Source organism: Catenovulum agarivorans YM01 (assembly GCF_000281085.1).
Lineage (GTDB): Bacteria > Pseudomonadota > Gammaproteobacteria > Enterobacterales > Alteromonadaceae > Catenovulum > Catenovulum agarivorans.
In genome coordinates this window covers 132,944-158,509 of record NZ_JH767530.1, presented here as the reverse complement: position 1 = coordinate 158,509, position 25,566 = coordinate 132,944, and the positions used below count along the sequence as shown (strand labels likewise).

23 protein-coding genes are annotated in these 25,566 nt (G+C 40.4%); 11 read left to right on the top strand and 12 right to left on the bottom strand.

The genetic code is table 11. The features are described 5' to 3' along the window. Window positions 1-55 precede the first annotated feature (55 nt). Both WSC_RS0113970 and WSC_RS22900 read right to left on the bottom strand, forming a co-directional pair. The gene (locus tag WSC_RS0113970) at window positions 56-1,261 is read right to left on the bottom strand and encodes a glycoside hydrolase family 88/105 protein (protein ID WP_016956562.1); all 1,206 of its coding nucleotides are present in this window, start codon (window positions 1,259-1,261) and stop codon (window positions 56-58) included. Between the two features lie 197 nt (window positions 1,262-1,458). Further along, window positions 1,459-2,307, bottom strand: a complete 849-nt coding sequence (locus tag WSC_RS22900; RefSeq protein WP_157447295.1) for a substrate-binding periplasmic protein — start codon at window positions 2,305-2,307, stop codon at window positions 1,459-1,461. Between the two features lie 86 nt (window positions 2,308-2,393). Between WSC_RS22900 and WSC_RS0113960 the strand changes: the two genes are divergently transcribed. Further along, on the top strand, window positions 2,394-3,005 hold the full coding sequence (locus tag WSC_RS0113960) for a hypothetical protein (RefSeq protein ID WP_016956560.1): 612 nt from the start codon (window positions 2,394-2,396) through the stop codon (window positions 3,003-3,005). Between the two features lie 317 nt (window positions 3,006-3,322). Further along, window positions 3,323-6,250 carry a TonB-dependent receptor gene (locus WSC_RS0113955; RefSeq protein ID WP_026016850.1) on the top strand — a complete coding sequence of 976 codons (2,928 nt, stop codon included), beginning with the start codon at window positions 3,323-3,325 and terminating at the stop codon, window positions 6,248-6,250. Window positions 6,251-6,294: 44 nt separating this feature from the next. Here the strand turns inward: WSC_RS0113955 and WSC_RS0113950 are convergent, their stop codons facing one another. Genes WSC_RS0113950 through otnK form a run of 6 tightly spaced genes read right to left on the bottom strand, consistent with a single transcriptional unit; the run spans window position 6,295 to window position 10,094 of the window. After that, window positions 6,295-6,753, bottom strand: coding sequence for a type II toxin-antitoxin system YhaV family toxin (locus WSC_RS0113950; protein ID WP_026016849.1), 459 nt, complete (start codon window positions 6,751-6,753; stop codon window positions 6,295-6,297). A 14-nt stretch (window positions 6,754-6,767) separates the two neighbouring features. Beyond that, on the bottom strand, window positions 6,768-7,097 hold the full coding sequence (locus WSC_RS0113945; protein ID WP_016956557.1) for a type II toxin-antitoxin system PrlF family antitoxin: 330 nt from the start codon (window positions 7,095-7,097) through the stop codon (window positions 6,768-6,770). Between the two features lie 55 nt (window positions 7,098-7,152). Then, a complete protein-coding gene (locus tag WSC_RS0113940) occupies window positions 7,153-7,821 on the bottom strand; it encodes a hypothetical protein (RefSeq protein WP_016956556.1) in 669 nt (222 codons plus the stop codon). 60 nt (window positions 7,822-7,881) lie between these two features. Beyond that, a complete protein-coding gene (locus WSC_RS0113935; RefSeq protein ID WP_016956555.1) occupies window positions 7,882-8,166 on the bottom strand; it encodes a putative quinol monooxygenase in 285 nt (94 codons plus the stop codon). A 15-nt stretch (window positions 8,167-8,181) separates the two neighbouring features. Continuing rightward, complete coding sequence (gene otnC, locus WSC_RS0113930; RefSeq protein WP_016956554.1) at window positions 8,182-8,814, bottom strand: 3-oxo-tetronate 4-phosphate decarboxylase; 633 nt, start codon at window positions 8,812-8,814, stop codon at window positions 8,182-8,184. Further along, complete coding sequence (gene otnK, locus WSC_RS0113925) at window positions 8,811-10,094, bottom strand: 3-oxo-tetronate kinase (RefSeq protein ID WP_016956553.1); 1,284 nt, start codon at window positions 10,092-10,094, stop codon at window positions 8,811-8,813. Before otnK ends, otnC begins: the two co-directional genes overlap by 4 nt. 91 nt (window positions 10,095-10,185) lie before the next feature. On the opposite strand from otnK, the gene WSC_RS0113920 reads away from it, so the two are divergent. From WSC_RS0113920 to WSC_RS0113890, 7 genes are all read left to right on the top strand, one after another. Beyond that, the gene (locus WSC_RS0113920) at window positions 10,186-10,866 is read left to right on the top strand and encodes a GntR family transcriptional regulator (protein ID WP_016956552.1); all 681 of its coding nucleotides are present in this window, start codon (window positions 10,186-10,188) and stop codon (window positions 10,864-10,866) included. An 18-nt stretch (window positions 10,867-10,884) separates the two neighbouring features. Further along, window positions 10,885-11,997: an isocitrate/isopropylmalate dehydrogenase family protein gene (locus tag WSC_RS0113915; RefSeq protein ID WP_016956551.1), complete on the top strand. Its 1,113-nt coding sequence runs from the start codon at window positions 10,885-10,887 to the stop codon at window positions 11,995-11,997. Between the two features lie 90 nt (window positions 11,998-12,087). Continuing rightward, window positions 12,088-13,143, top strand: a complete 1,056-nt coding sequence (locus WSC_RS0113910; RefSeq protein WP_016956550.1) for a tripartite tricarboxylate transporter substrate binding protein — start codon at window positions 12,088-12,090, stop codon at window positions 13,141-13,143. 3 nt (window positions 13,144-13,146) lie between these two features. After that, the gene (locus tag WSC_RS0113905; protein WP_016956549.1) at window positions 13,147-13,911 is read left to right on the top strand and encodes a hypothetical protein; all 765 of its coding nucleotides are present in this window, start codon (window positions 13,147-13,149) and stop codon (window positions 13,909-13,911) included. Between the two features lies 1 nt (window position 13,912). After that, window positions 13,913-15,445, top strand: coding sequence for a tripartite tricarboxylate transporter permease (locus WSC_RS0113900; protein ID WP_016956548.1), 1,533 nt, complete (start codon window positions 13,913-13,915; stop codon window positions 15,443-15,445). 3 nt (window positions 15,446-15,448) lie between these two features. After that, complete coding sequence (locus tag WSC_RS0113895; RefSeq protein WP_016956547.1) at window positions 15,449-16,480, top strand: Gfo/Idh/MocA family protein; 1,032 nt, start codon at window positions 15,449-15,451, stop codon at window positions 16,478-16,480. Between the two features lie 140 nt (window positions 16,481-16,620). Next, complete coding sequence (locus WSC_RS0113890; RefSeq protein ID WP_016956546.1) at window positions 16,621-17,589, top strand: SMP-30/gluconolactonase/LRE family protein; 969 nt, start codon at window positions 16,621-16,623, stop codon at window positions 17,587-17,589. 91 nt (window positions 17,590-17,680) lie between these two features. Here WSC_RS0113890 and WSC_RS0113885 read toward each other — a convergent pair whose 3' ends face one another. Then, a complete protein-coding gene (locus tag WSC_RS0113885; RefSeq protein WP_016956545.1) occupies window positions 17,681-19,216 on the bottom strand; it encodes a BNR-4 repeat-containing protein in 1,536 nt (511 codons plus the stop codon). Window positions 19,217-19,430: 214 nt separating this feature from the next. Here WSC_RS0113885 and tpiA point away from each other — a divergent pair, with 214 nt between their 5' ends. Continuing rightward, the gene (gene tpiA, locus WSC_RS0113880; RefSeq protein WP_016956544.1) at window positions 19,431-20,225 is read left to right on the top strand and encodes a triose-phosphate isomerase; all 795 of its coding nucleotides are present in this window, start codon (window positions 19,431-19,433) and stop codon (window positions 20,223-20,225) included. A gap of 197 nt (window positions 20,226-20,422) precedes the next feature. Here the strand turns inward: tpiA and WSC_RS0113875 are convergent, their stop codons facing one another. Genes WSC_RS0113875 through WSC_RS0113865 form a run of 3 tightly spaced genes read right to left on the bottom strand, consistent with a single transcriptional unit; the run spans window position 20,423 to window position 23,931 of the window. Further along, on the bottom strand, window positions 20,423-21,121 hold the full coding sequence (locus WSC_RS0113875) for a hypothetical protein (protein ID WP_237716316.1): 699 nt from the start codon (window positions 21,119-21,121) through the stop codon (window positions 20,423-20,425). 10 nt (window positions 21,122-21,131) lie between these two features. Continuing rightward, entirely contained in the window at window positions 21,132-22,487 is a 1,356-nt protein-coding gene (locus WSC_RS0113870; RefSeq protein ID WP_016956542.1) for a tetratricopeptide repeat protein, read from the bottom strand. A gap of 52 nt (window positions 22,488-22,539) precedes the next feature. Then, a complete protein-coding gene (locus WSC_RS0113865) occupies window positions 22,540-23,931 on the bottom strand; it encodes a BNR repeat-containing protein (protein WP_016956541.1) in 1,392 nt (463 codons plus the stop codon). A gap of 143 nt (window positions 23,932-24,074) precedes the next feature. Here WSC_RS0113865 and WSC_RS0113860 point away from each other — a divergent pair, with 143 nt between their 5' ends. Beyond that, window positions 24,075-25,553 carry a sulfatase family protein gene (locus tag WSC_RS0113860; RefSeq protein WP_016956540.1) on the top strand — a complete coding sequence of 493 codons (1,479 nt, stop codon included), beginning with the start codon at window positions 24,075-24,077 and terminating at the stop codon, window positions 25,551-25,553. Window positions 25,554-25,566 lie beyond the last annotated feature (13 nt).

Genomic DNA, 25,566 nt, shown 5'->3' with positions numbered 1-25,566 from the left:
TAATAATCACATAAAGTCACAATAATACATTTTATTTCACATCTGGTATAAAATGCTACTTCGTCGACCATTTGGTCATTTCAGCTGCAGCCAGTAACACTGCGCCTACGCCATATAATTGTGTGTCTGATTTTTTGACCGGATCGGGTGATTTACCAACATGCTGTACCCAATTAACTCGACCACTTGGCTCAACAGCTTTTTCAATAGCCGTCCAACCTTTTAAAACAGCATCTTTATATTTTTGCTCGGTTAAAATTCCGTTGTTAACACCCCAAGCTAAGCCGTAAGTAATAAAGCCAGTGCCACTTACTTCAGGGGTTTTAACTTTGTTGGGATCTAATAAAGAAGCAGGCCAATAACCATTGTCATTTTGAATGCGGGCTAAACCCGCAGCATTCTTTTTATACAATTCAATATAGCGTTGGCGAGATGGGTGTTCTTTAGGTAAATCATTAATAATTAATGGTAAAGATGCAAAAACCCAGCCATTTCCTCGGCTCCAGAATACAGGTTTACCATTATCACTTTTCATCTCAAAGTAACGGCTGTCGCGGTAAAACAGGCCATATTCCTCAGAAAATAAGTAGTCGACCGTTTCCCAAAACTCTTTATCTGCATATTCAAAATACTTTGGATCGCCCGTTGCGTTAGACAATTTCAACCAAGTACGCGGCGCCATAAACAAGGCATCTGACCAGCACCATCTGTCTTGACATGGGCCTTCAAAAGCAAAACGTTGTTTCTTTTCTTCTTCCATTTTCAAACCAACTTGTGGTGGGTTGGCCAGAATATCGTCAAACACAGTCTGAACCGTTTTGTAGGTTTGATGATTGCCGGTGTTTTCAGTTAACCACAAATAAGTTTGACCAATGGCATGATCATCCGCATGTGTTTTGCGGTGCATGCGCAATCCATAACCTTCAGATTCAGCCACCTGCTGAATATGCTTGAGTAACGCTTTATCGTTTAACGTTTGTGTCCATTCAGTTAAACCAATATAAAATGCAGCTTGTATCCAGTTTTTCGGATCACTGGTTGCATTATGATATCGTTCTGGGATGTAATGTAAATTATCCAAATTATTGATTTGCCAACTGGCAGCGCGTGCACCTAAGTCCTTGGCCGAAAGCCTAATGTTAGAGGTAGATTTAGCTAGAGTTGGGGTAGTGCCCTGCTGATAAGAACATGCCACAGTGCCAAGCACAAGAATACTCATTAAACAACCAGCCAACCTATTTTTATTTATTTTCAAGTTCATAGCTTATTCCATTATAAAAATCTTTAACAACAATCGTTAACTAATACTACCTTTATACAACAAAACCATTTTAAATCATATTAAATCATTTAAAATCAAAATATATTATACTTCTGCACTGGTTAATCTGAATGCAGAATTTCAAGGTTGCTGAGTTGCTTTAGCTCTGTTCAATTAGCCTAGAAAGTTTAACTTGATTATTGAGAAAAAATGAATCTGTGCTCAGCCCATAACTCTGTACGATTTAGCGGCACGGATGAAGGTAAAGAGTGGTTATGAAGTCGGATAATACGTCGTTCCTTAATATTGAGAGCTCGTAGCTCTTGACCGTAAGCTTGATAAAATAGTTTATCAAAACGGCCGTCGACTAAAGCTTGTTCAAGCCCTTGTTTAATATCCGCCGCCAACTCGTGATTGTCTTTTTTTACAAAAAAATAAAACGCAGAAGGATATTGAATTAATAAATATGGATCAATCATTATGTCTAATTCAGCAAACTGATTATATTCTCGCCGAATGTCTAATATAGACCGTGGAAAGTAATCCGCTCTTTGACTATTCAACATCTGAAATAAACCATTAAAACTTGCTGTAGTGGCAACTTTAATACCATTTTCTTTAAAAATTCCGGTTGAAATCCAGGTGTTAAATTGCACAGGGTTCAGTGCTTTAAACTGCTCAAATGTGTGCACGTTAGCAAATAGCTCTGGCTTGCCTTTATGAATGAGCGCAATACGCCAGCCTTTTAAGCCGCGCAATATAGGAAAGTGAACGGCTTGATATTTATTAAGCCTAGCTTCTGTAACCGAGCCATTTACAACATCAATGCCTCGCCCTTGTGCCATTAAGTCAAACAACCTTGGCTTAGGAATATCTCTATTGTAACGTGATACTGTGTAATTTTTATCGGGCGAATAAGATAAAGCTAAGTTGACTAAGTCAGTATAATAGCTATCTTGCTCGGCTGCGGCATAAACCACATTTTTTGCAAATAACTGAGCACAACAACAGAAAAAAAGTGTCATAGACAAAATAGTATTTCGCACAACTTAATACTCCCAAGTCGAAGAAATTACGCTACACTCATTAGATTGCCAGTCAACTGTGTCTGATAACCCATTCTGTGCGCTACATGAAAAAACTTTTATTAATTGCCCTTAGTATAGTATGCCAATTAAATGCTGCTGAAATAAACAGTCCAATAGAAAACCGAAAGCAAGTAGTTTTTTCATCAGACTTGCCACTGGAAAGCCCATTAGTTAAGGCGATTGTACCAAAGTTGGAAAAAGCATTTGCACAGCTAAATATCCAATTTCAAGCGATAAATGCACCTGGTGAACGTTCACTTGTATTATCTAATTCAGGTGCCGTTGATGGAGAAATAACCAGGGCACACAACTTTCATCAAGTAACAAACAATAAATACAACAACCTAATTAGAATTGAGCATCAGATGGCAGTTACTTGGCTATCTTTATTTTCTGGGCGTGAATATGTAAACATAGAAAACCTTCAAGACCTAGCTATATACAAAGTTAGCTATTTTAGAGGCCGAAAATTGTTTCAGAAAATGCTGCAGTCCTACGTACCAGAACGCAATATTCATAGAGTAGAAAACGACCTACAGGGTTTTAAAATGCTCGCCCTCAATAGAATTGATTTAATGATGACTTCATACGACGAAGGACATGAATTAATCAAACTTTATGCTGACTTTAACCACATTAAAGAAGTAAAAAAATAGAAGAAATTCCCATCTACTCTTTCATCCATAAAAAGCATCAGCAGTTAATTCCCGAGCTGGTTAGAAGTTTGCAAATTACAGAACAAACACCTAATTTGACAGTCCAGCCACATGACTGAAAGTATATTTAACTGTTTACCCCAGTTTGGAATTTTTGATGCACGTGGATGAAGCTATCCCGCCAACCACAAATTAACATTTAAAAAACAAAAAAGAGCAATTACGTTGACACTCAATCACATAATGATCAAATATACCAAAATCGCTCACACACAACATCCGATTTAATCAAAAACAACATTGATAGTGAGAATAAAATGAAGAGTAATTGGAAGTATCGATTGGTGTATATGGCGTGCTGCGCTGCGCTAGGTCATTCAAGTCATGCATTTGCACAGGACAAATCAAAATCAGAGGTCATTCAAGTTAAAGGCATACGAGGCTCTATTGAAAAAGCGCTTGACCGTAAACGGGTTGCAGCCAATGCAGTAGATTCTATAACAGCTGAAGATATGGGGAAATTTCCCGATCAGAATATCGCAGAATCGTTACAGCGAGTTACAGGCGTATTTATAGATAGGCAATCAGGGGAAGGCTCAAAAATTACCGTTCGTGGTTTTGGCCCAGAGTTTAACTCAGTACGTTTAAACAACAGAACCATAGCAACAATCAGTGGAGACGACACGGTAGATTATACCTTTTCAAACGTTGGTATAGCACGCGCTTTTGACTTTCAAGCATTAGCGGCAGAAGTGTTAACTGGGGCGGATGTGGTAAAAACGCCAACAGCCGATTTGTGGGATGGCAGTATTGGTGCAAGCATTAACATGCGCACCGCTAAACCTTTAGACAAACCAGGTTTGCACATGTCAGGCTCTGTACAAGCAAGATATCAAGACATGGGTGAAAATTGGGGGCCCAGAGTATCAGGGTTAATCAGTAACACATTTGCAGATGATACTTTAGGCGTTTTGTTGGCCGTTTCATATGAAGACAGAAATACTCAGCTTGAAGAATCCCGTGGTGGTAAATGGGCTTACTATAATGGAAAAACTGAAGACTCAGACGAAACAATAGAGTTTAGGTTTCCACAAGAAATGGGGCAAAGCTTTACTATTGATGAGCGTCAGCGGCTCAGTGCCAGCAGTACATTACAATACAAACCCAATAACCAACTCAGCATGACAATTGATGCGCTCTATGTAGATTTTACCCGCAAAACCGTTACACAAGGGATTAACGCACCACTGCAGTTTCCAAATTTCTCCAACGTAGAAGTTGACGAAAATGGAACTGCAACATCCTTTGTGAAAACCTTTGGACCAGTTGACTATAGATACGAAGAAGGTGGTGGTGACACTAAAACAACTGCACTTGGTTGGAATGGCCAATATAGGCTAGATAACGGTGTAATTTTAACCGGTGACATATCTTGGTCAAAAGCAGAAGCCTGGAATCAAGGCACACGTTTACAACCTGCAGTAAAAGACAACAACCCGTGGGATAAACCACTCGCCCCTGGTACAACAGATAATCCAAAAGCAGGCGAAAGTAGCCCAGACTTTGCGAATAATGTTATTACTTGGCAAAACGGAGATGTGCCCTCTTGGTCGACCTCATTCGATTTGGCCGACCCAAAAAATGCTCGAGCACATGTAGCATTAACCCCAGCAATAGCGCGTGAAGATGAAGTAGTAGAAGCGAGATTTGACGGACTCTACAATATTGACAGCGGTGCGCTTGTTAGCATTGAGGCTGGTGTATTTTATAGTGATCGTAAAAAAACGGCCCTTCCGTATAACTCAGGCATTTATCGACCAGAAAACCCAGATGGTCCATTTGACCCAGGCTACACATCAGCAGGTACACTATTTGCCGACAGTAATTTAATCGCGTTTTTTGACCCAACAGACGGCGTACAGTCTCCGTGGGAAGCGATCAATGTAGACAATGGTCCGCGCCCACATATGGGCGGTCGCTTCTTTTCATTACCTGAAGAAATTTTTACGCCTGTTTCTTTAGACGGTTTATTGGCTGATTCAGGTGCAAGTTTCCCCCGAGAGTACCTGTTAACAGATATGCAAGGATATTGCGCCGCAATTCGCCTTAATTCGGGTAATCAAGATGTGTGTAGTACACAAGCAAGACCAGACCTTGCTCGCGCTGTTGAAGAAACAAATTATGGTGCATACATTAAAGCCAACTTAAGTGGCGAATTTTCTGATATGCCTTGGTCGGCCAATGTTGGTTTAAGATTTGTTGAAACTGAAACCACAGCGTCTGGCCCTTCGGTTGAGTTAATTAGAATTGAAGCTGAAGATCCAGATGGTGCAACTTCGGGCTTAACTTATGTTACCACCGACAGACAACAAATTAGCGCCAACAACAGCTATTCTAATGTTTTGCCAAGCGCAAACTTTAAGTTAGAAGTTGGCTATGACGTTGATTTTAGAGCGGCTGTTTCAAAAGTGATAACCCGTCCGAATATGGGCGCAATTACGCCAAGTCAAAGTTTTAGTGGTTTGTTTGGGTTGTCTAGCCGCACGGCCAATAATCCTTATTTAAAACCATTTGAAGCATGGCAATATGATGCATCTGTCGAATATTACGCAGACAATGGTAACGCATTTTCTATTTCACTTTTTTACAAAGACATAAGCACTTTTATTGCTGAATCAACTGAATTGGTGCCATCTGGATATTCGCATCCAGCTTTTGGTGAAATAATATTGCAAGACACTGCAGCTAGAAACCGTGATGGTGGCTCAATTCAAGGTTACGAAATTGCTAGTTTAGTATATTTAGATTTCTTACCTGGCTTTTTAAGTAATATGGGTCTGCAAGCCAACTATACGTTTGTATCAGGTAATGATGACAATGCCACTTCTGCCGACTTGCCACTGACAACCGCGCCTGGTAATGGCTTAGAGGGCTTTACCCCACACTCGTATAACTTAATTGCCTTCTATGAAGATGACAGCTTTTCTGCGCGGGTGTCGTGGAATTGGCGAGATAAATTTTTATCTAAACGCTCAGGTTTAGCCGGCCTACCTGAACACTTTGATGAGTATGGCCAGTTAGATTTAGGCCTAGCCTACAGCTTGTCTGAAAACCTCAAAGTAACCTTTGATGTTAGCAACTTGCTAGATGAAAATACCATTAGATACGCAGATGTACGTGAGAGAGTTATTCACAATGAATATACCGGAAGACGTGCATTATTAGGTATAAGAGCAACGTACTAAATGTACCAGCAGCTGAGGCTACACAAGTAGCCTCTATTATATGGTTACAATCTGCTATGTTTGGCTGTACGGACGGCTTTTAAAAGAGCGTCCCAATCATCTGGTGGGTTACCGGACTTTAACATTTTAGAAAACACTTTGTACGCGTCACTTTTGCTGTCGTAGGCTCGCTTATTATTTTCATCATTCACCCAAGCATAAATGATAACTTTAGACTCTACATGGAAACGAAAAAATAGCCGGTATTGCTGAAAAAACTTAGCTCTAAACCAGTGTTTATTATCCTCTCCCAGCGTTTTTCCTTGTCGATATTCAGGCAGGGTTGGGTCTTGAGGAATAATCTCGTAAGCTAGCTTTTTAATTGCGGCGAGTCTTTTAGTGCTATTTTTTTTAAGGTAACCACTCGGGTCTTTTGCCTTGAGCACTTTGACTTTTTGCTCAAGTGTTTCAACTTGCTCAATAAACAATGGATGAGCGTACAAAGTCCACCCATTTACAATCATTCCATCAGACAAGCTTATTCGTCCTCATCTGCCAATGGCGCATCTAAATCTAGCTCAGTACCAGCGGTTAATGTTTCAATGCGATCTCGCATGCTTGCGCTCAGAGGCTGAATTTTTTCAGGATGTTTTTGCATATCGCTCGCGACGAAAGCTAAAAATGATTCAACAACAGGATCTTCCTGAGTTTCAACCGAACGCGACAATAAAACACTGCCATCGGGTTGAATAGTGAATTTAATTTTGTCTTTTTTTTCTAAGTGTAATGCCTGGCGCACCACACTAGGAACCGTTGTTTGAAATCTGTCAGTTAATGTTGATTCTGTTTCTACAGCAGCTTGTAACATAACAACCACCTCGCTTTACTTTATGAACAAATGGTAATGCAATTGCATTACCACGTCAACTTGCACCCACTACTATTTCTCGAACGAGTTCCAAATAATCTATCCCTTGATAATAAAATCTTGCTGAGTTGTGCGTTCTTAAAATCACTCTGCCAAGCCCACTCTGGGCGTATTTCTTTTCGTTAAAATACCCTATTCCATTTGCAAGAATGGGTTTAATTTGACTGGATAGGCTTTGGTGGGTTCTTTCCTTTTCAGAGTAAATAATACAAAAAGTATCACCTAGATAATCTCGATGAACTTTCTCCGAAACACATATACTTTCAATTGATTTGCACGTAGCGTCTTTGTTGTTTTCGGTTAGGATAACGGCAATTACAAAAAGTTCGTTTAACTCAGTATAAGAATCTTGCGTTAAACCACGGCTTGAATTTTCCAGAAGTTCTTCAATTAATTTTTCGTCTACTAATCCGGAAAATGAGTCTTTTAAGGCTCTTTTCTTAAAAATTAATTCGAGGCTCCCAAATACAAACATTGTAAGCGATCCTACCCCTAGAAGCAGAATTCCGACGACAAAACTAAAGGGCTGTTCGAATACACTTGTTACGATTTCTCTTATAGATGTACTCCCGTGTTCTTGCATCATACAAATAAATGCAGAACAAAGCACAGCTACTATAAAGTAAACAACAACCCTGGTTATATGCTGTTTTTTGCCATTCATAAGTTGTTTATTAAAATCCCTTTAGCCCCATTTCGGGGCTATTCATCAAACGTATACAACTTAACAGCGGTTGAATATATTCACAGCTTTTGACTCAACCCAGTTTTCCACGGTTTTACTAAACTGCTTAAAGTGATCGCTGGCCAGGTGGTCTTGAAAGGCTTTTTCTGAGTTGTAAATTTCGTACAAAAATATATGGTTACTTTTGTTTTCACTTTGGCATACGTCAAAGTAAGTGCACTCAGGTTCTACTTCTAATGAAGTTTTCGCGTTTTCCATCATGGCTGGTAAAAAATCGGCTAAGTGTGTTGGCTTAATTACAAAATCGACTGTGACTACGTACATTATTATTTCCTTTGTTTAGCCGAATCTGGCTAATAATTCTTGGCGATCAGACTCGGCCAACGGGTTTACATTTTTGCCTTCTAACAACAGCATTAATTTGGCACTTTCTTCTAATTCTTCCATATTAAACATGGCAGTAATTAAATCTTTACCCGCAACAATTGGCCCATGGTTGGCCATTAAAATACCAGCGTGATCGGCTGCTTTTTCACGTACCGCCGCACCTAATTCAGCCGCCCCTGGTGGAAAATAAGGCACTAAACCAATACGGCCTAAACGCATAATTAAATATGGGGTTAGTGGCGGAATAACGTCGTCCGGGTTTAAATCAGCTTTGCATGAAAGCGCAGTTGACCAAGTACTATGAAGGTGAATAACTGCACCAGCATCAGGGCGTTGGTCGTAGATAGCTTTATGTAAAATAAATTCTTTGGAAGGTTTGTCACCGCTAATTAAGTTGCCGTTTTCATCCAACAAACTTAAAGTCTCAGCATTTAAAAAACCAATGCATGAGCCTGTTGGGGTCATTAAAAAACCTTCTTCCACTTTTATACTTATGTTTGCTGAGGCACCTGGGGTTAAACCTCTATCAAACATAGATTTTCCCAGTGTAACCATTTGTTCACGTGCTAGCGCTAATGGGGTCATTGTATTGTCTCCAACGCAGTTAAAAAGAAATTCTCATCACCAAAGTTGCCCGATTTAAGCGCAACTATTAAACCGTCTGCATGATGGCTTTGCATTACAGGCACACCTGGGCAAATGCTTTGGCCAACAGTAAACGCTGTTAAGTTAAGCCCGCTAACAATTGCGCCAGAGGTCTCTCCACCCGCAACCACTATATTTAAAATATTGTTTTCGCGTGCCAGCTTGGCAATTTGGGTTAAACAAGCTTCTATTTTTTCACTAACTTGCTCTTTGCCAAATTGAGCTTGGGCGGCCAATACTTTTTCTGGCTCAGCAGAGGTATATAACAGTACAGCATCACTGTGTTGCATGTTTATCCAACCTAGCACAGTTGCAGGGTCTAGCTGGCCTGTCGCTATGGCTTCAACATCTAGTGCAAGTGTTGGCACTTGTGTACGTGCAACGTCAATTTGCTTGCGCGTGGCTTGCGAACAACTACCCGCTAAAATTAGGGTTTTGCCATCGTTTTTAGTTATTTTATGGCTAGTGTTGTTTTGTTGTAGCCAGCCAGCTTTTACATATTCGCGCGCCATATATTCGCCTAAACCAGAGCCACCAGTTAATAATGGATAGTCAGGGTTGGTTGCAAACAATTGGGCAATTTTTTCTAAGTCGCTTTCATTTACACAATCAACCACCCAATAGGCTGACTCGACCTTTTGGTAAGCAGGTAATTTGTGCAAACTGGCTAGGTTTATTAGTTGTAAACGCTCAGCATTTTGCTCAGTCAATTGCGGTTGTAATAGCCGAATTAAATTACTGTCTAACATGGGCGTTAATGGGTGATTGCGCAACGGGCTGTCTGACAACAACTGGTCAAACACAAATAAATGCCCTTGGTAAACTGTGCGGCCGTTTACTGGCAGTGCAGGACAAAATAGTGTTTGTTCACTTTCAAGTTTGGCTAATAAAGCTTGGGTGACAGGACCAATATTGCCCTCGCTGGTTGAATCAAATGTTGAGCAATATTTAAAATAAAACTTATGGCAACCTTGTTGCTGTAACCAAGCAAGGCTGGCAGTTGAGTCGCTAATCGCTTGCTTGATTGCGCAGGTACGTGATTTAAGCGCAACTACAATTGCATCAACATCATCAGCTAATTCAATATCTTGAGTTGGCACCCCATTTACTTGCACAACTTTTAAGCCACCTTTGAGCAAAAAACTCGCAAGGTCTGACGCGCCAGTAAAGTCATCGGCTATTGCACCGAGTATTGGTTTTTTCTTTTCTTTTACTGTCATATTAAAACAATTTCAGTTGAAACCTTGATAAAAGTCAGTATAAACTGGCCAAAAATTAATGTATACATTAACGTACACGATAATATAAAAAATGCTAAAAGACACGACATCAGAAAATTTACCTTTAGCTGAAATTGCTTACCGAGCTATTCGCGAAGAAATTTTAAATAACCAGTTCAAAGCAGGTGAACAGGTTTTAGAAAAAGCACTCGTTGAGCGTTTTGGCATCAGCCGCACCCCAGTGCGCGAAGCTTGCGTTCGGTTAGAAAAAGAAGGTTTGATTGAAATTAAACCTAGGCATGGCATTAGAGTTAAACCTATTTCGGTAGAAGATATGGCCGAAATTTATGACATTTTAACTGCGTTAGAATCAGAAGCCGCACGAATACTCGCGGAAAAACAGCTTACCGAAGATGATTACCAAACCCTTGTAGCACCTACCGCAGCAATGGAGCAAGCGTTAGCAAATGATCAGTTAGAAGCATGGGCAGAAGCCGACGAGGCATTTCATTTAGCTTTAGTTAATTTAACTGGCAATCAAAGATTAAAACAGGTTGTACTGCAATTTTGGGGTCAAGCGCACAGAGTGCGTTACTTCACTTTGCACTTACGGCCTAAACCAACTGGGTCGACCCAAGATCACATCGACCTAGTCAACGCAATAAAAGCAGGCAATGCCAACCTTGCCGCTGAAATACATAGAAACCACCGAATTAAAGGTAAACACACCTTATTAAACCTGCTGGAGACCTATAGGTTTGTGCAGCTATAACTATTTTTGAGGCTCATTATGACTAAATCGACTTTCGATATTGCGGTATTTCCGGGTGACGGAATTGGTGTTGAAGTAACGCCAATCACCCTAGAATTAGTGAAAGCGGCGTGCGAAAAATATGGCGTAGAATGTAATTTTACTAATTTAGAAGCTGGCGCAGCCTACTACAAAGAGCACGGTGTAGCGCTGCCTGAAGATTCTATGGCAACAGCCAAAGCGTCAGACGCCATATTATTAGCTTGTATGGGTATGCCGTCTATTCGTTATCCTGATGGTCGTGAAATTGCCCCACAGTTAGAGCTGCGCGAAACCTTAGATTTATACGCAGGTGTTCGCCCAGTAAAAACACTAAAAGGTTTACCTTTACCACTGGCGGATAAACGTGGACATGAGTTAGATTTTGTTTTAATTCGCGAGTCTACCGAAGGTTTATTTGCGTCACGTAATCGCTTTGAAAAAGAAGGTGATGAAGTTGCAAAAGATACCCAAGTTATCACACGTAAAGGCAGCGAACGTTTGTTTAACTTCGCGTTTAAAATGGGTCAACGCCGTAAACAATTGGGTTATTCTGGCGCTGTGACTTGTGTCGATAAAGCCAACGTTTTAGGTTCGTTCTTTTTCTTCCGCCAAATATTTGATCAAGTAGCTCAAAACTACACAGACGTTGAAGCCAACCACATTTATGTAGATGCAGCCGCATTACAATTGGTTCGCCAACCTTGGATGTTTGATGTAATGGTAACTGAGAATATGTTTGGTGACATTTTATCTGACTTAGGCGCAGGTTTAATGGGTGGTATGGGTATGGCACCTTCGGCAGATATTGGTGATGACCATGCGGTATTCCAACCTTGCCACGGCAGTGCACCAGATATTATGGGTCAAGGCAAAGCGAATCCTTCCGCTATGTTTTTATCCGCAGCTATGATGCTTGATTGGTTAGGCGACAAGTTTGACAACCAAGGTGCAGTGAAAGCCGCACAAGACATTACCAAAGCAGTAGAAGCGGCTTACGAAAGTGGTGAAATTTTACCATTTGAGTTTGGTGGCACATCGGGCACACAAGCAATTTATGACGCTGTGTTTGCCAAATTAAAACAATTACAAAATAACAGTATTACTTGCTAACAAATTTGGCGGGTTAACCCCCGCCAAAAAATAACCTGAACTTCGGGTTAAAAGTCCCAACTTAAAAATAAACAAAAGGGAAGTAGCAAAGTGAACAACTCAAGCAAAAAATATACAAACGCGACAACTTTAGTGCTGATATGTGGGGTAATCATCAGCATTTTAGTCGGCGTAAAAACAATTTCGACCGATGCCGATAGTTATCCGCGTCGGCCATTAACCAACGTGGTTGTTTGGTCTGCTGGCGGTGGTACAGATGTTGCCAACCGAGTAATTTCGGCAGAGCTCGCCAAAGCGTTAGGCACAGACATTAACGTAACCAATAAACCTGGCGGTGTCGCAGGCTCTTTAGGTTTAAGTTATGTTAATCAAAGACGTAGTGATGGTTATACACTAGTCGGTTTAAGTGAATCCTGTGTAACGGCTGCCGTAATGGGCGGTTGGGCCGAGCGTATGGACACTTGGTATCCATTTATTATTGGTGGCTCGCCAGATCTCATTTCTGTTAGCGCAAATTCACCTTTTACCAGCGTTGAACAATTAGTTGCATACGCGCTTGCCAATCCAAATAAAGTTAAAGCGGCGGCTGCGGGGTCGGGTTCGCTGCATCATTTAAATTTATTGGCATTTGCTAAAGGCACCCAAGCTGAGTTTAAGTTTGTGCCCTATCCAGGCTCTGCGCCGTCACAAACAGCTGTGGTAACTGAAGAGGTGGATATTGTTATCACCTCAATGGCTGAGCAACAACAGTTGATTAAAAGTGGTCAACTCAGACCGCTAGCCATGTTAACCAATAAAGCTTTCAGTGACGATGACATTGGAGATATTCCAACTGCTCTAGATGTTTATCCTGCATTAAAACAACATTTGCCTATTACCCAAGTAATTGGTTTTGCCGTGAATGCAGACACACCCGATAACATAAAAGTCAAACTCACCCAAGCATTTGACCAAGCGATGCAAAGTGACAAGGTTAAACAGTGGGCGGATGATAATTATTTTGTATTGTCTGGCAAGTCAGGTGCACAAGCCTCAGATGTATTTAGCAAGTTAGAATCGTTATTTGGTTGGACACTTGAAGAGTTAGGCGCAGCTAAACACTCACCTGCTAAATTTGGCATTAACAAAATAGATGCTCAAGGATGATATATGCAAACTTCAACTACAGATTCGACTAATTATCGACGCGAAGCTTTTACTAGCCTTGCTTTAATGATTTTTGCTTTGGCGATTTTGGCAGAAAGCTTAACTTACCCACTGACGGCTAGCCAAGGTGGTTTAGAAAACGTTTGGTACGTATCGCCTGCGTTATTTCCTTTGGTGGTCGGCAGCTGCATTTTGTTATTGGCAAGTATTCAGTTGCTCAAGCTATTTAAAACCGCAAAAAGCCAACAGCAAAATGTGTTTAGGTTTTCAGCTGAGAGCAGCTACAAACTCTCGCAACCGTCTATCGATAAGTTTTTATTGGTATTAATGTTAGTGGGTTATGTGTATGGGCTAATACCCAATAGCGATTTTGTGATCGCAACTATTTTGTTTCAACTCACACTGACTTGTCGCTTTTATTTAGCCGATGCAAAAAAGCTTAATGAGCTGTTATTAATCACATTTTGTTTTGTTGCCGCGCTACTCTTTCTAACTAATTTATTAGTTTCGTTTGAGTCAGACAGCAGCCGTTTATATATAGGCGACTTAATTAGCTTTCCCGCGCTCGGTTTTGTTTTATATAAAACCCATTGTTATCTAACAGCCAATCAACAGCATAAACAAATACGCATCTTGTTATTTGCCAGCGTACTGTTGCCAATAATAGTTGTGCTTATTTTTAAGTATTTATTGTTAGTGCCTATGCCCAGCGAAAGCAGTGTTTTACTGTTAACCGACTATTTTTATTATCAAGTGTTGGGGTTATAAGATGATTGAACAATTTCAGCACTTTTTTACTGTGTTATGGGGTTTAGCGACCGATCCAGTTAATTTATTAATCGTTTTTGCTGCGAGCTTTTTAGGCATTATCTTTGGCGCTTTGCCGGGGTTAACCGCAACTTTAGGTGTCGCCTTATTAACCACGTTAACGTATGGGTTAGATGTTAACTCAGCTTTACTGGCTTTATTGGGATTATACGTGGGCGCTATCTATGGTGGCTCGTACCCAAGTATTTTAATTAATATTCCTGGCACTGCAGCGGCGGCAGCAACCGCAATGGAAGGTTATCCACTTGCCAGCAAAGGTGAAGGTGGCAAAGCTTTAGGCTTAACAACAACAGCTTCAACCATAGGCACTTTATTTGGTTTACTAATTTTAGTATTAATGGCGCCGCTAATTGCCAGTGTCGCGTTGCAATTTACTTCTTTTGAGTTCTTTTTATTGGCGCTGTTTGGCATTTTAATTAGTGGCACACTCACCAGCGAAGGGGATGCACTTAAAGGTTGGATTGCTGGCTTTTTTGGTTTGTTTTTAGCCTGTATAGGCCGCGATACTTTGCAGTTTTTCCCACGCTTTACTTTTGATATGCCGCAGCTTGATAGTGGTTTAGATATAGTGCCAGTATTAATTGGCGCCTTTGGTATTCCACAAATAATCAAAGTTTTAGCAGAACGTAAAAAGCTCGCCCAAGCAAAAGAATTTGATTCGGTTGTGCCTGAATTTTCTGAAATTCGCAAAAACAGCAAAAATATCGCTCGCTCTGCCAGTATTGGTGTTGGTATCGGTGCTGTGCCAGGTATAGGTGAAGATATCGCTGGCTGGGTTTCTTATGGCGCAGCTAAAGGCGCAGCTAAAGACAAATCCAAATTTGGGCAGGGTGATAAATCTGGTTTAATCGCCTCTGAAACTGCCAACAACGCTTGTATAGGTGGTGCGCTTATTCCACTACTAACTTTAGGCATTCCAGGTAGTGCACCAGCAGCTATGTTATTAGGTGCGTTAATGCTACATGGCATTAATCCTGGCCCTACTTTACCAGTAGAAAAACCCGACTTTTTATTAGAAATAACCGCTATTTTGGTACTAGCATCGGTTGCTATGTTCTGCAATGGCATGTTGCTAGCTAAACAAGTGGTCAAACTATTAAAGGTACCAGCGCCATTGTTTATGCCATTTGTCGCTATTTTGTGTGTACTTGGCAGTTATGCACTGGGTTTAAATGTATTTAATTTATTTTTAATGGTGCCCATCGGCATTATCGCCTACTGGATGATTGAACTGAAATATCCAATCTCCCCTATGATAATTGGCTTAATTTTGGGGCCAATGGCCGATGAAAACCTGCGCCGCGCGTTATTAACAACCGAAGGTGATTTATTGCCTATGTTGTCGCGCCCTGTTTCACTCATCTTAATTTTAATTATGTTAGTGGTTATTTTTCAGCAAATGCCTTGGTTTAAATCTTTGCTGCGCAAATGCTGTAGCGCTTTTAAAAGCCAACCAAATAAAGAGGAAGCTTAATTTATGAATAAACTAAAAGTTGCTTGTGTTGGCACTGGCTATTTTGCCCAATTTCACTACCAAGCATGGCAGCGTTTAAGCAATGTTTTTCCAATTGAAGTAATTGCCGTGGTTAACCGCAATATCGACAACGCAAAACGCGTTGCAGATGAATATGGCATCCCAAATGTTGCATCAAGCATAGCGGATATCGCGCATTTACGACCAGATTTAATTGATGTGATCACCCCTCCTGTCACGCATGATACAAATGTGCGCCAAGCAATTGATTTAGGGGCAAATGTAATTTGTCAAAAGCCATTTTGTGAATCGCTATCTCAAGCTGAAAGTTTAGTTGAATATGCCAAACAAAAAGATAAAAGCATTATTATTCACGAAAACTTTAGGTTTATGCCTTGGTATCGAAAATTGGCTGAATTATTGTCACAAAACCTTGTCGGTGACGTGTTAAATGTCAGTTTTAAGCTGCGCCCAGGAGATGGTCAAGGTAACGATGCCTACCTTGCGCGCCAACCCTATTTTCAACAAATGCCGAAGTTTTTGGTGCACGAAACCGCTATACATATCATTGATGTATTTAGATTTTTGTTTGGTGAAATTACTCAAGTAAGTGCGCGTTTACGTAAATGTAACCCGGTTATACAAGGCGAAGACAGCGGGGTTATTCATTTTGATATGGCAAATAACATCAGCGCATTATTTGACGGCAATCGCTGCTTAGACCACGCTGCGAGCAACCACAGACGCACTATGGGTGAAATGTGGATCGAAGGCACTCAAGGTTGTTTACGTTTAGATGGCGAAGCACGCATTTGGCACAGAGCATTTAACCACATTGATGAGCAGCAAATAGTTTACCCATGGCAAGACCAAGCATTTGGTGGTGACTGTGTATTTTTAACAATAGAGCACATAGTGAAACATTATTTTCTGCAGACTCCGCTTGAAAATACCGCGGCCGAGTATTTAACCAATATTAAAATAGTGGATGCGGTTTATCACTCGAACGAGCAAAAGCGCGTAGTTTTGCTCTAAGTGCTAAGTCCACAATCCTGTTATGCATATTAGTTGACTGCAAAAATTATAATAAAGAATCATAGTCCAGTTAGGGATTGTTATTTGCGAAAATAGTCCCCTATCTGTGCTGTTTTTCTGAACATAAAAAGAATTCCAAAATGAGCAAAATAAACAAATTTAATAGCCCGATTACAAAAATTGGCCAACAACTCACCCGCCCTGAATGTGTGTTAACCAATGCAAAAGGCGAAATATATGTGTCTGATTTTAGAGGCGGCATCACGCAAATAAACCCAGATGGCAGCCAAGTTTTTTATGGTGGGGAATACCCAGGTTTTGGCCCATTACAAACCAATGGTTTTGCCATGTTAAAAGATGGCAGTTTTTTAATAGCCCATTTAGGTGCGGACAAAGGTGGCATTTTTCGTTTAAAACGCGACAACTGCATAGAGGCATTTTTATTAGAGATAGAAGGCGAAGCACTGCCACCGAGTAACTTTGTTTATTTAGACCAGCAAAATCGTATTTGGATCACTATAAGTACTCGCACTCAACCGCGCGCAGCAGCCTATAAACCAACCTGCGACGATGGATTTATTATTTTAATTGACCAAACGGGCGCACGAATTGTCGCAGATGGTTTAGGGTACACCAACGAGTGTTGGGTTAACCCACAAGGAACAGAATTATACGCCAATGCAACTTTTAGCCGCGAACTGCTTAAATTTGATATCTCGCCAAATGGCGACTTATGTAACCAGACTGTAGTGTGCAAATTTGCTGAAGGCACATTTCCAGATGGTTTAACGCGCGACACCCAAGGTAATTTTTGGGTGACCAGTATAGTTAGCAACCGCGTTATAAAAGTATCAGAAAACGGTGAACAAGAGTTAATGTTAGAAATAAGCGATGATCAACACGTCAAAAAAGCTGAAGGTGCTTTTCAAAATTTAACTATGGGTCGGCCACATTTAGACAACAACCCAGCTGAGCTAAAAAACATCTCCTCGCTTGCTTTTGCAGGCACTGATTTAAATAAAATTGTATTGGGCTGTTTGCTCGATAAACAAATTTACCAACTAGACAGCAAATTCGAAGGGGTTAAACCAGCCCATTGGAATTTTTAAATGTGATCTCAAATTTTAAATTAAATAATTATCTAGCTAACCTGGTTGAAAGCGGACAACTCAGCAAACTTTGGAAGAGTTTGCTTAAACTTCAATCAGCTAAATTAATTACTTGCAAATAGGTGGTGCGTTTGTCACCCTCACCTTCAGCAAGCAGGTAATAATAGAGTTTACCGTCGGCAATATAAACAACACCTTTGGTAAAATCAGTGGCCTGCTTTTTACCTTGGTATACACGTATAAAATTATTGGTGCCACCAGTCGCTTGTTCAATATAGGGTTGGCCGTTTTCCAAACCGATTATGTAGATGCTGTCGCCAGAAGTATAAATATTTTCAGCACCCACAAAGTCACTGCTGGTAATAAATTCGGCATGGTCAGCAGGTTTATAATGGTGCAAGTATAAATCTGCGTTGTTTTCTTTATCGCGCACTCGACTAATAATGTGTGTATCGCCACGGTCGGTAATGGTCCAATCAAAACTACCTGTGATCACCACCTGGTTTTTAGCTTGAGTTTTCACCAAATCACCTGGTTCAAAAACAAAAGCAGGCGCCGCGTCAATTAGCGGTAACTGAATCGGCTGACCTTTATGGCTTTTCCATGCTGTTTGCCCTAATGGGTCATCTGAGTACATAAAATAAACGCCGTTTTGATAACGGTATCTGTCTTCTTTATTGTTTAAACGGCGCTGAAAAGCAAACCCGAGTTTACCATTGGCAAACTTCATATTACCGTAGTTGCTCCAGTTATATTGTTGGCCGTTTTCCTTAACGTTCAGTTTGTTAATACTCTGAAAATCGCGCCACAGGCCATTGCCTTTGTAACTGGTAAAAATACCTTTTCCGTCATGCGAAGTGCCTTGGCGAATATAGAAAAACAAATCGCCTTGGCCATTTAAGAAAAATTTAGGATAAGTAAGTTTTGCATGGGCGTCATGGTCTTCATCACCCGTCATAGACAAGTGGTTATAATCATTTGTCCCCTCACTATGGGCACTGATATCTTTTACAAACAAGTCTAGAGTAAACTCATGGTCTGCAACTGCAGCCGCGCCATCTAAGCTATAGGCATAGCGAAAATAGTCTTTGGAAAAATCGTCATACCCACCCGCATCGGAATGGCGATTATACGCATGTAAATCAAACACTAAGTGAATACTCTCATCTTTAGGGCTGATACCCACCGCAATTGTATTGTGAGTTTCACCTATCCACCAACGGCCGACTAAACCCGAGTGCTGATGCGGAAATTCAATATGTTTTAACTGGCCAGTTTTTAAATTAAGGCGAGACAACATCATGTGACGGTCGTATTTGCCACCACGATACCAAGTCATAAACACATAATGTTTATAGGTTTTTATTGCATCACCGTGCGGGGCAATCGCCGGCCCATATTGGTAATTGTATTTGCCATTGGGATCATTCACTGTGTCGAGTGATTTGTGCACATTACCCATTTTTTTGCCGTCAAAAAACAAAGCGCTGTCAGTAATTTTTATTTCTTGTTTTAGCTCAATAGCGGCTTTTGCTGAGGGCTGTTTTTCGGACTCTGTTGTTGTAGCACAACTCACGACTAACAACCCAATTAAAGTTGAGGCTAAAACCTGTTTTAGTTTTTGCATATTTAAATAACCTTTGACGCAATATCCAACAATATATTATTTGTACCAAAGCAGCAGAAAGGCAAAATTGATACCCTCTAAATTGGCAAATAAAGGGAAAAACCCATAAGAATACAAAATACCTCACATTCACACAATAACAATCAAAAAGTGTCATTTGCATGTACAATAAAACAACAATAAATTTTATAAATTGACACATAAGACCAAACATATGAAAACACAAAAAAATATAATTGATCAACGCCGACCAATTATCATGGCTAACTGGAAACTAAATGGTGATATCGATTTATTATGTAAATCAGTGTCATCTTTTGTAAAACATGCCTATTTGGCAGAAGTTGTGGTGTGTCCTCCTTACCTATACATCCGAGATATGCTTAACTTTTTACGCAACTCGCCAATTAAAGTGGGTGGACAAAATATCAGTAAACATGACTCAGGCGCTTTTACTGGTGAAACATCTGCACGCATGTTGAAAGAAGCTGGCTGTAGGTACTGCATAGTTGGTCATTCTGAGCGTCGTGAAATTTTTGGAGAAAACAACATCAGTTGCCAAATCAAGATCACACGCGCGCTAGAAGCCAATTTAACCCCAGTATATTGCATTGGTGAAAGCCAAAATGAGTATGAACAAGGTTTAACCGAACAAGTATTATCACACCAACTACGCGAAGCACTTGAAGGTATAGATTTAACCAACAAAAACTTGTGTATAGCATACGAGCCAGTGTGGGCGATAGGCACAGGTAAGGCAGCAACACCTGAAATTGCTCAAACAACACATGCTTATATACGCAAGGAATTATGCGAAATGTATGGTGCTGAAGTTGCTGATACCATTCGAATTATGTACGGCGGCAGTGTGAATAAAACTAATGCTCACCTCATGCTTGAACAAGCTGACGTAGATGGTTTATTGGTTGGTGGCGCAAGCTTAGACCCAGAGCATTTTTCAGAAATTTGCCGTAGCGCAGAAGAAACCGCAAAAGGCGTTTGTTTGTAACGCTTGTTGTGTAGACGCACTAGATAGAGGCCGCAAGGCCTCTTATCTCTCAACTTCCCACAAAAAATTAATACTAGTCAGACAGGTTAAACGCCTTCTTCAATTCGCTAATCTCAACACCACTAGGTTTACTCAAATGTCGTTGTGGCCATCTCGTATCCATACACACGTTCCATAGTAAATTGACAATCTATTTGTTATGTTTGATTTAGAATAACAAAAAACCTTTCTGCCATCTTTCTTGCTACATATATTTCTGAAGGCAGTAGTTTAATTTTGTCATATTGGCCGTCACGCCTAATATTGTTGCCACGACCTTTCATCAAGTAAATGTCGTCTTCTTGGTTGTGTCTTAAACCCAAAAAATGACCAATTTCATGCGCTAGGGTTGCAGGGTTTAATGGTTTTGAGCCGCTATGCATAGCTAATGGCCAAACAACTTTGGGATCTCTGCCTGAAAAGTACACCCCGCCCATATTAACTGTCATGCGCTTAACCACGCATACGTTTATTACTTGGTTATTTTGTTTAGGTATTTCGCAAGCTTGGCGCATTTGTTTAGCCAATTCAGATGTTTGATAAAACTCAGGATGGTTAATGGCATGTAGATAATCTTGCTCGAATATTACGGGCCTAGCATGTACAGATTCGAGGTAAAACTTAATATTGGCAGAGCGCCAAATTAGATTAACTTGTTCAAATAGCTCAGTTAATTCTTGCTCAGACATCTCGGCGTTCAGTTGAGGCTCAGCTTGTGTTCGCAACAAATGTAATCTTATTGGCAGAGTAATTACAGACTGAAAATCAGCCGAATTAGCACTTAAATTGGTTGGCTGATTTTCTGTACTGCTGCAAGCTGTGAGTAGTAGCAAAAAACACAATAGTAAGTTTTTCAAAGCCGTAACCCTATAGCAGCCAATCATCCACATTCCAGCCATATTCTTTTGCTAAATCTTTCGCCTCATTAAACAAAGATTGAGCTTGTGCTTTTTCGCCAATTAAACTTTGGTATTTAGCACGATAGTAATACCAGTTTGGATTAACATTTTCTGTATCCGCCACCTCGTCTAGTAGCTTGCTGACCAATTGGTTTGATTGTTGATCTAATGTTTTATGATCTATTAAGGTGCGTGCTAACCAATATTTGGCGGCGTAATGCTCTGCATTTACTGCTTGTTCTAACCAGAAAATGGCTTTTTCAATATCTTGCTCAACAATATTGCCGCTCAGTAACTCTCGGCCGAGTTGATATTGGGCATTGGCACTACCTGCAATAGCGGCTTGCATTAAATATTCCAATCCAATGCGTGGATTTTTCGAGCGACCATAACCTCTAAATAAATGAAAGGCATATTCAGCAGCGGCTTCAGGGTGGTGTAACTTAGCCGCTTGCTGTAAATAATTAACGGCGTCATCTTTATTAGCTTCTAATGCTGGGTAGGCTTTGTAGTACATTGCTAACTGATACATAGCGTTAGAATTGCCGTCTTTAACTAACTGTTCGAGTTGATAAATTAGTCTCTCAAAATCAGGCAATTCGCTTTTAACGTATTCGCGGGTTAATTCTTTTTGTACCCATCTAGAACGATAGTTTTCAACTTGAACAGGCTGACCATCTTTACGCTTTCGAGCCTGAAATTTTGCAAAGTACATTGCCCGGGTTGCATCTTTTTTCATGCTGGTATTGGCAAAAAAGTCATGCACTACTGATATATCTCTTACCGAGCCATCGATGGCGATATCGTATTGATACATTGTCGTCATCAGCGGCATGCGGTTAACCGACATATTAGATATAACTACGCCTGTGCTGTCAGGCCGTTTAACTCGCATACCCGGCGTCCACACTATAGGTCTATTTTTTAGCTGCGGATAAATGCGTTTCTCTAATGCTTTGCGGCCATATAAGGCGTGATGTTGTTCGTAGGTATCCAGCGCGACAACTTGATCATACTCAGTTAACGACTGATAAATAGCAGCCATTTTCCCTTGTAAATCATCAGACTTGGTTTGGTCGTAGGCCAGCGCCATATAGACAAAACTTTTAATCGGGTCTTTATTAATGCCCGCGCCATGCAAATATAGCTGGCTAATAGAAGATTGCGCCTCAGACAAACCTAAATCAGCTGAAATCTGAAAGTGTTTTGCTGCGGTTGTATAGTCTTTGTCGGCAACGGCTAAATGAGCATCTAACATACTAGCTTGTGCACCAACAGCGGTGCACAAGCCAGCAATGAATACTAGTGATTTAAGTTTAGGCATTTAAAGTCCTTTTTAGTTTTTGATTAATCCTTTAATTTAAAGGCGTGATTAATTAGTCTTTAATTTCATGCAATAACAGCACGCTTGCAGGGCTAATAACTGAATGTGCATTGTCTCTGTTACCTGGTTGGTTATACCAAGACAGATAGTACTGACCACCCGCAGGGCTTAAATCGCCCTTGCCTTCAAATACTTGTAGTTCAAAGTTAAAACGCGGATCAGTCAACAGCGACTGATTAGCATGCTCTGAAGCCTTTTTGATAATAGGTGGATACAGATTTGACGGAACAACCTGCTTGGTTTTAAGCGTATCTTGTGCCAAGACAAACTGTAAAATTTGTTCATTTTTTCTAACAGTTACACCGAGTTCGTTATCATTTAGTACCACTGGCGCTTGTGGACGAATAGGAAAACGCCCTAGCGAACCATGACCACCAAAGTCCCAACGAAAGTCTGTCCAGTCACTGATTTGTACATGTTGCCATTTTTTACCTTGTTTACGCGCAACAAACATTTGTGTATTACCTTTGGCATCGTATTTATGGTAAGAAATCACAGGGCGTTTTTGACTATCAAAACCTAATTTAACGTTACCGTTGATCATGCCGCCAAATGGTTTAACTGGGTCAACTACTTCGGCTTTATTTAATGTAACTGGCAAGCTAATGCTTTTACCGTTTGAGTCTTGCCAATTTACTAAATCAGCACTTTTGGCATACGACAATGAATGATTGGTCGCGGCATTTGGTGAATTACGCCAAACCCAAATTAAATGAAAATATCCATCTGGGCCTAATGTGGGGCCTTCGAAATAACCGCTCATTAAACCTTGGCCGTCTAAAAATTGGTTACTGTGTAATTTTTTCCAAGTTTCAGTTTTAGTGTCGTAAATATTATAAATTTCGTCACCATTACCACTGCTGCCACTTCTATATTTAACCAGCAACTCACCATTTTTATTCAACATAAAAATTGGGTAGGTCATTCGCTGTTCAACTTTAGGGTTAACCAGAGTTTCAACACGTTTAAGTGAACGAATGTTGTAAGGCTCAGAAGTGCGGAAATACTCAAGCGGATCAGCATGCATATTACCCATTAGGTGCAAGTTGCCAGCAGAGTCTAATTCCATAGTCACATAGTTGTGGCTATCCCACCCCAACCAACTATCTACTTTGTAATACCGCCATTTACCTTTTAGCTCGCGGTAAGCAACTGTCATTTGTCTATTGGCATCAAAATAAGCAACGTATTGATGTTCGCCGCGCGTTAACAAATAAGGTTTAATTCTATGCCCAGACCAAGCAAAATCGATTGCTTGTGTGTCTAACACCTCAGCTTTCTGTGCGTTGGCGATAGGGCTTTGCATAGTTAGGCCAACTAATAAACAGGCTTTAGTTAAGGTTTTTATTTGTTTTCTGATGTTATTCGACAACTCAATAAACATTGTTACATACTCTGTTTGGACGACAATCCACTAATCATAACACCCAAATAAAACCACAAACAATCACATTTAATCAATAAAATATACAAAAACGTCTAGAAATAGTAATATTCGATTATAATTTCTTTGAAGGGCTCAAACACATGAAGCAATTAGCTTTCGCACTAGTATTATTAAGCGGCTGCAGTTCAACTTTCACCGACTCAGACACCGACACAGCCAATAATGCAGCAACCAACGACACACCCAATATTTTATTTATTTATACAGACGATCAAGCCCCATGGGCGCTCGGCCGTGCAGGTAATACCCAAGCTATCACGCCAAATTTAGATAAACTCACAGAGCAAGGTATGTACTTGCCTAATGCCTATGCGACGACACCGGTTTGTAGCCCATCACGCGCCAGTTTATTAACCTCGCAATATGGTTATGAGCTGGGTATTGATGATTGGATAAATAACAACCCAAAAGCCAAAACCTTAACCGGTCATCAATTTGATTTAGGTTTAGATACCAAATACGAAACTTGGACTGAAGTACTGCAGCAAGCTGGTTACTACACTGGTTTAATTGGCAAATGGCATATTGGGGAAAAAGAGCCTTTTCACCCGACTAAACATGGCTATAACGAATTTATCGGCTTTCGCGAAGGTGGTGCATCACCAGTTAATCCAAAACTTGAAGTTAAGGGTGTGGAAACTCAGCTTGAAGGTTTAACCACAGACATACTGACTGACTATGCAATTGATTTTATTAAAAGTAATAAAGCAGGCAAATTTGCTTTGTCACTGCACTATCGTGCACCACACTACAAGTTTTTACCTGTCGCACCAGAAGACGAAGCGCCATTTAAGGATATGGATATTAAACTGCCGCATCCAGACTACCCAAACTTAAATACCGAACGCGGCACTAAATTAATGCGCGAATACCTTTCAAGCGTAAAAGGGATAGACCGCAATATAGGTAGATTAATGGACGCATTAGACAAGTTGGGCTTAACCGACAATACGCTGGTTGTTTTTACCTCTGATCATGGCTATAGCATAGGCTTTAACGGCACCTGGCATAAAGGTAATGGTTTTTGGTTATTAAACAAAAAGCCTGCTGGAACAGACAACATACCAGCAGGACAAAGACCGAATATGTACGATCCAAGCTTAAAAGTACCAACCATTGTGCGTTGGCCAAACAAAATTAAAGCGGGTTCAGTAAACAGCTCGACCATGCCTAACCTTGATTGGTTCCCGACCCTAGTTAGCATTGCTAAGGGAAAAATAAGTGACGATAATATTATTCGAGGCAAAGATTTTACCCCTGCATTGCTAGATGAAAACTTAATATTATCAACCGACTATTACGCTGCATACTCAACACTCCACCAAAGCGTTACGCAAATGCGTATGTATAGCGATGGCAAATATAAGTTAGTTAAAGACTTTAAAAACCAAGGTAGAGACGAGTTTTACGATTTAATAAACGACCCAGATGAAACCACTAATTTGATAGCTAAAAAACACCTGCCAGCATATGCAAATATAGTGGCGGAGTTAGAAACAAAGTTATTAAACAAAATGCGTGAAACGGGTGATCCTGTATTGGCGCAAACTGGAAATTAAAAATTATTTAAAA

Coding starts and splice junctions, on each gene's coding strand:
- WSC_RS0113970 (WP_016956562.1), bottom strand. CDS start 1,261: ATGAACTTGAAAATAAATAAAAATAGGTTGGCTGGTTGTTTAATGAGT.
- WSC_RS0113960 (WP_016956560.1), top strand. CDS start 2,394: ATGAAAAAACTTTTATTAATTGCCCTTAGTATAGTATGCCAATTAAAT.
- WSC_RS0113955 (WP_026016850.1), top strand. CDS start 3,323: ATGAAGAGTAATTGGAAGTATCGATTGGTGTATATGGCGTGCTGCGCT.
- WSC_RS0113950 (WP_026016849.1), bottom strand. CDS start 6,753: ATGATTGTAAATGGGTGGACTTTGTACGCTCATCCATTGTTTATTGAG.
- WSC_RS0113945 (WP_016956557.1), bottom strand. CDS start 7,097: ATGTTACAAGCTGCTGTAGAAACAGAATCAACATTAACTGACAGATTT.
- WSC_RS0113940 (WP_016956556.1), bottom strand. CDS start 7,821: ATGAATGGCAAAAAACAGCATATAACCAGGGTTGTTGTTTACTTTATA.
- WSC_RS0113935 (WP_016956555.1), bottom strand. CDS start 8,166: ATGTACGTAGTCACAGTCGATTTTGTAATTAAGCCAACACACTTAGCC.
- otnC (WP_016956554.1), bottom strand. CDS start 8,814: ATGACCCCATTAGCGCTAGCACGTGAACAAATGGTTACACTGGGAAAA.
- otnK (WP_016956553.1), bottom strand. CDS start 10,094: ATGACAGTAAAAGAAAAGAAAAAACCAATACTCGGTGCAATAGCCGAT.
- WSC_RS0113920 (WP_016956552.1), top strand. CDS start 10,186: ATGCTAAAAGACACGACATCAGAAAATTTACCTTTAGCTGAAATTGCT.
- WSC_RS0113915 (WP_016956551.1), top strand. CDS start 10,885: ATGACTAAATCGACTTTCGATATTGCGGTATTTCCGGGTGACGGAATT.
- WSC_RS0113905 (WP_016956549.1), top strand. CDS start 13,147: ATGCAAACTTCAACTACAGATTCGACTAATTATCGACGCGAAGCTTTT.
- WSC_RS0113900 (WP_016956548.1), top strand. CDS start 13,913: ATGATTGAACAATTTCAGCACTTTTTTACTGTGTTATGGGGTTTAGCG.
- WSC_RS0113895 (WP_016956547.1), top strand. CDS start 15,449: ATGAATAAACTAAAAGTTGCTTGTGTTGGCACTGGCTATTTTGCCCAA.
- WSC_RS0113890 (WP_016956546.1), top strand. CDS start 16,621: ATGAGCAAAATAAACAAATTTAATAGCCCGATTACAAAAATTGGCCAA.
- WSC_RS0113885 (WP_016956545.1), bottom strand. CDS start 19,216: ATGCAAAAACTAAAACAGGTTTTAGCCTCAACTTTAATTGGGTTGTTA.
- tpiA (WP_016956544.1), top strand. CDS start 19,431: ATGAAAACACAAAAAAATATAATTGATCAACGCCGACCAATTATCATG.
- WSC_RS0113870 (WP_016956542.1), bottom strand. CDS start 22,487: ATGCCTAAACTTAAATCACTAGTATTCATTGCTGGCTTGTGCACCGCT.
- WSC_RS0113865 (WP_016956541.1), bottom strand. CDS start 23,931: ATGTTTATTGAGTTGTCGAATAACATCAGAAAACAAATAAAAACCTTA.
- WSC_RS0113860 (WP_016956540.1), top strand. CDS start 24,075: ATGAAGCAATTAGCTTTCGCACTAGTATTATTAAGCGGCTGCAGTTCA.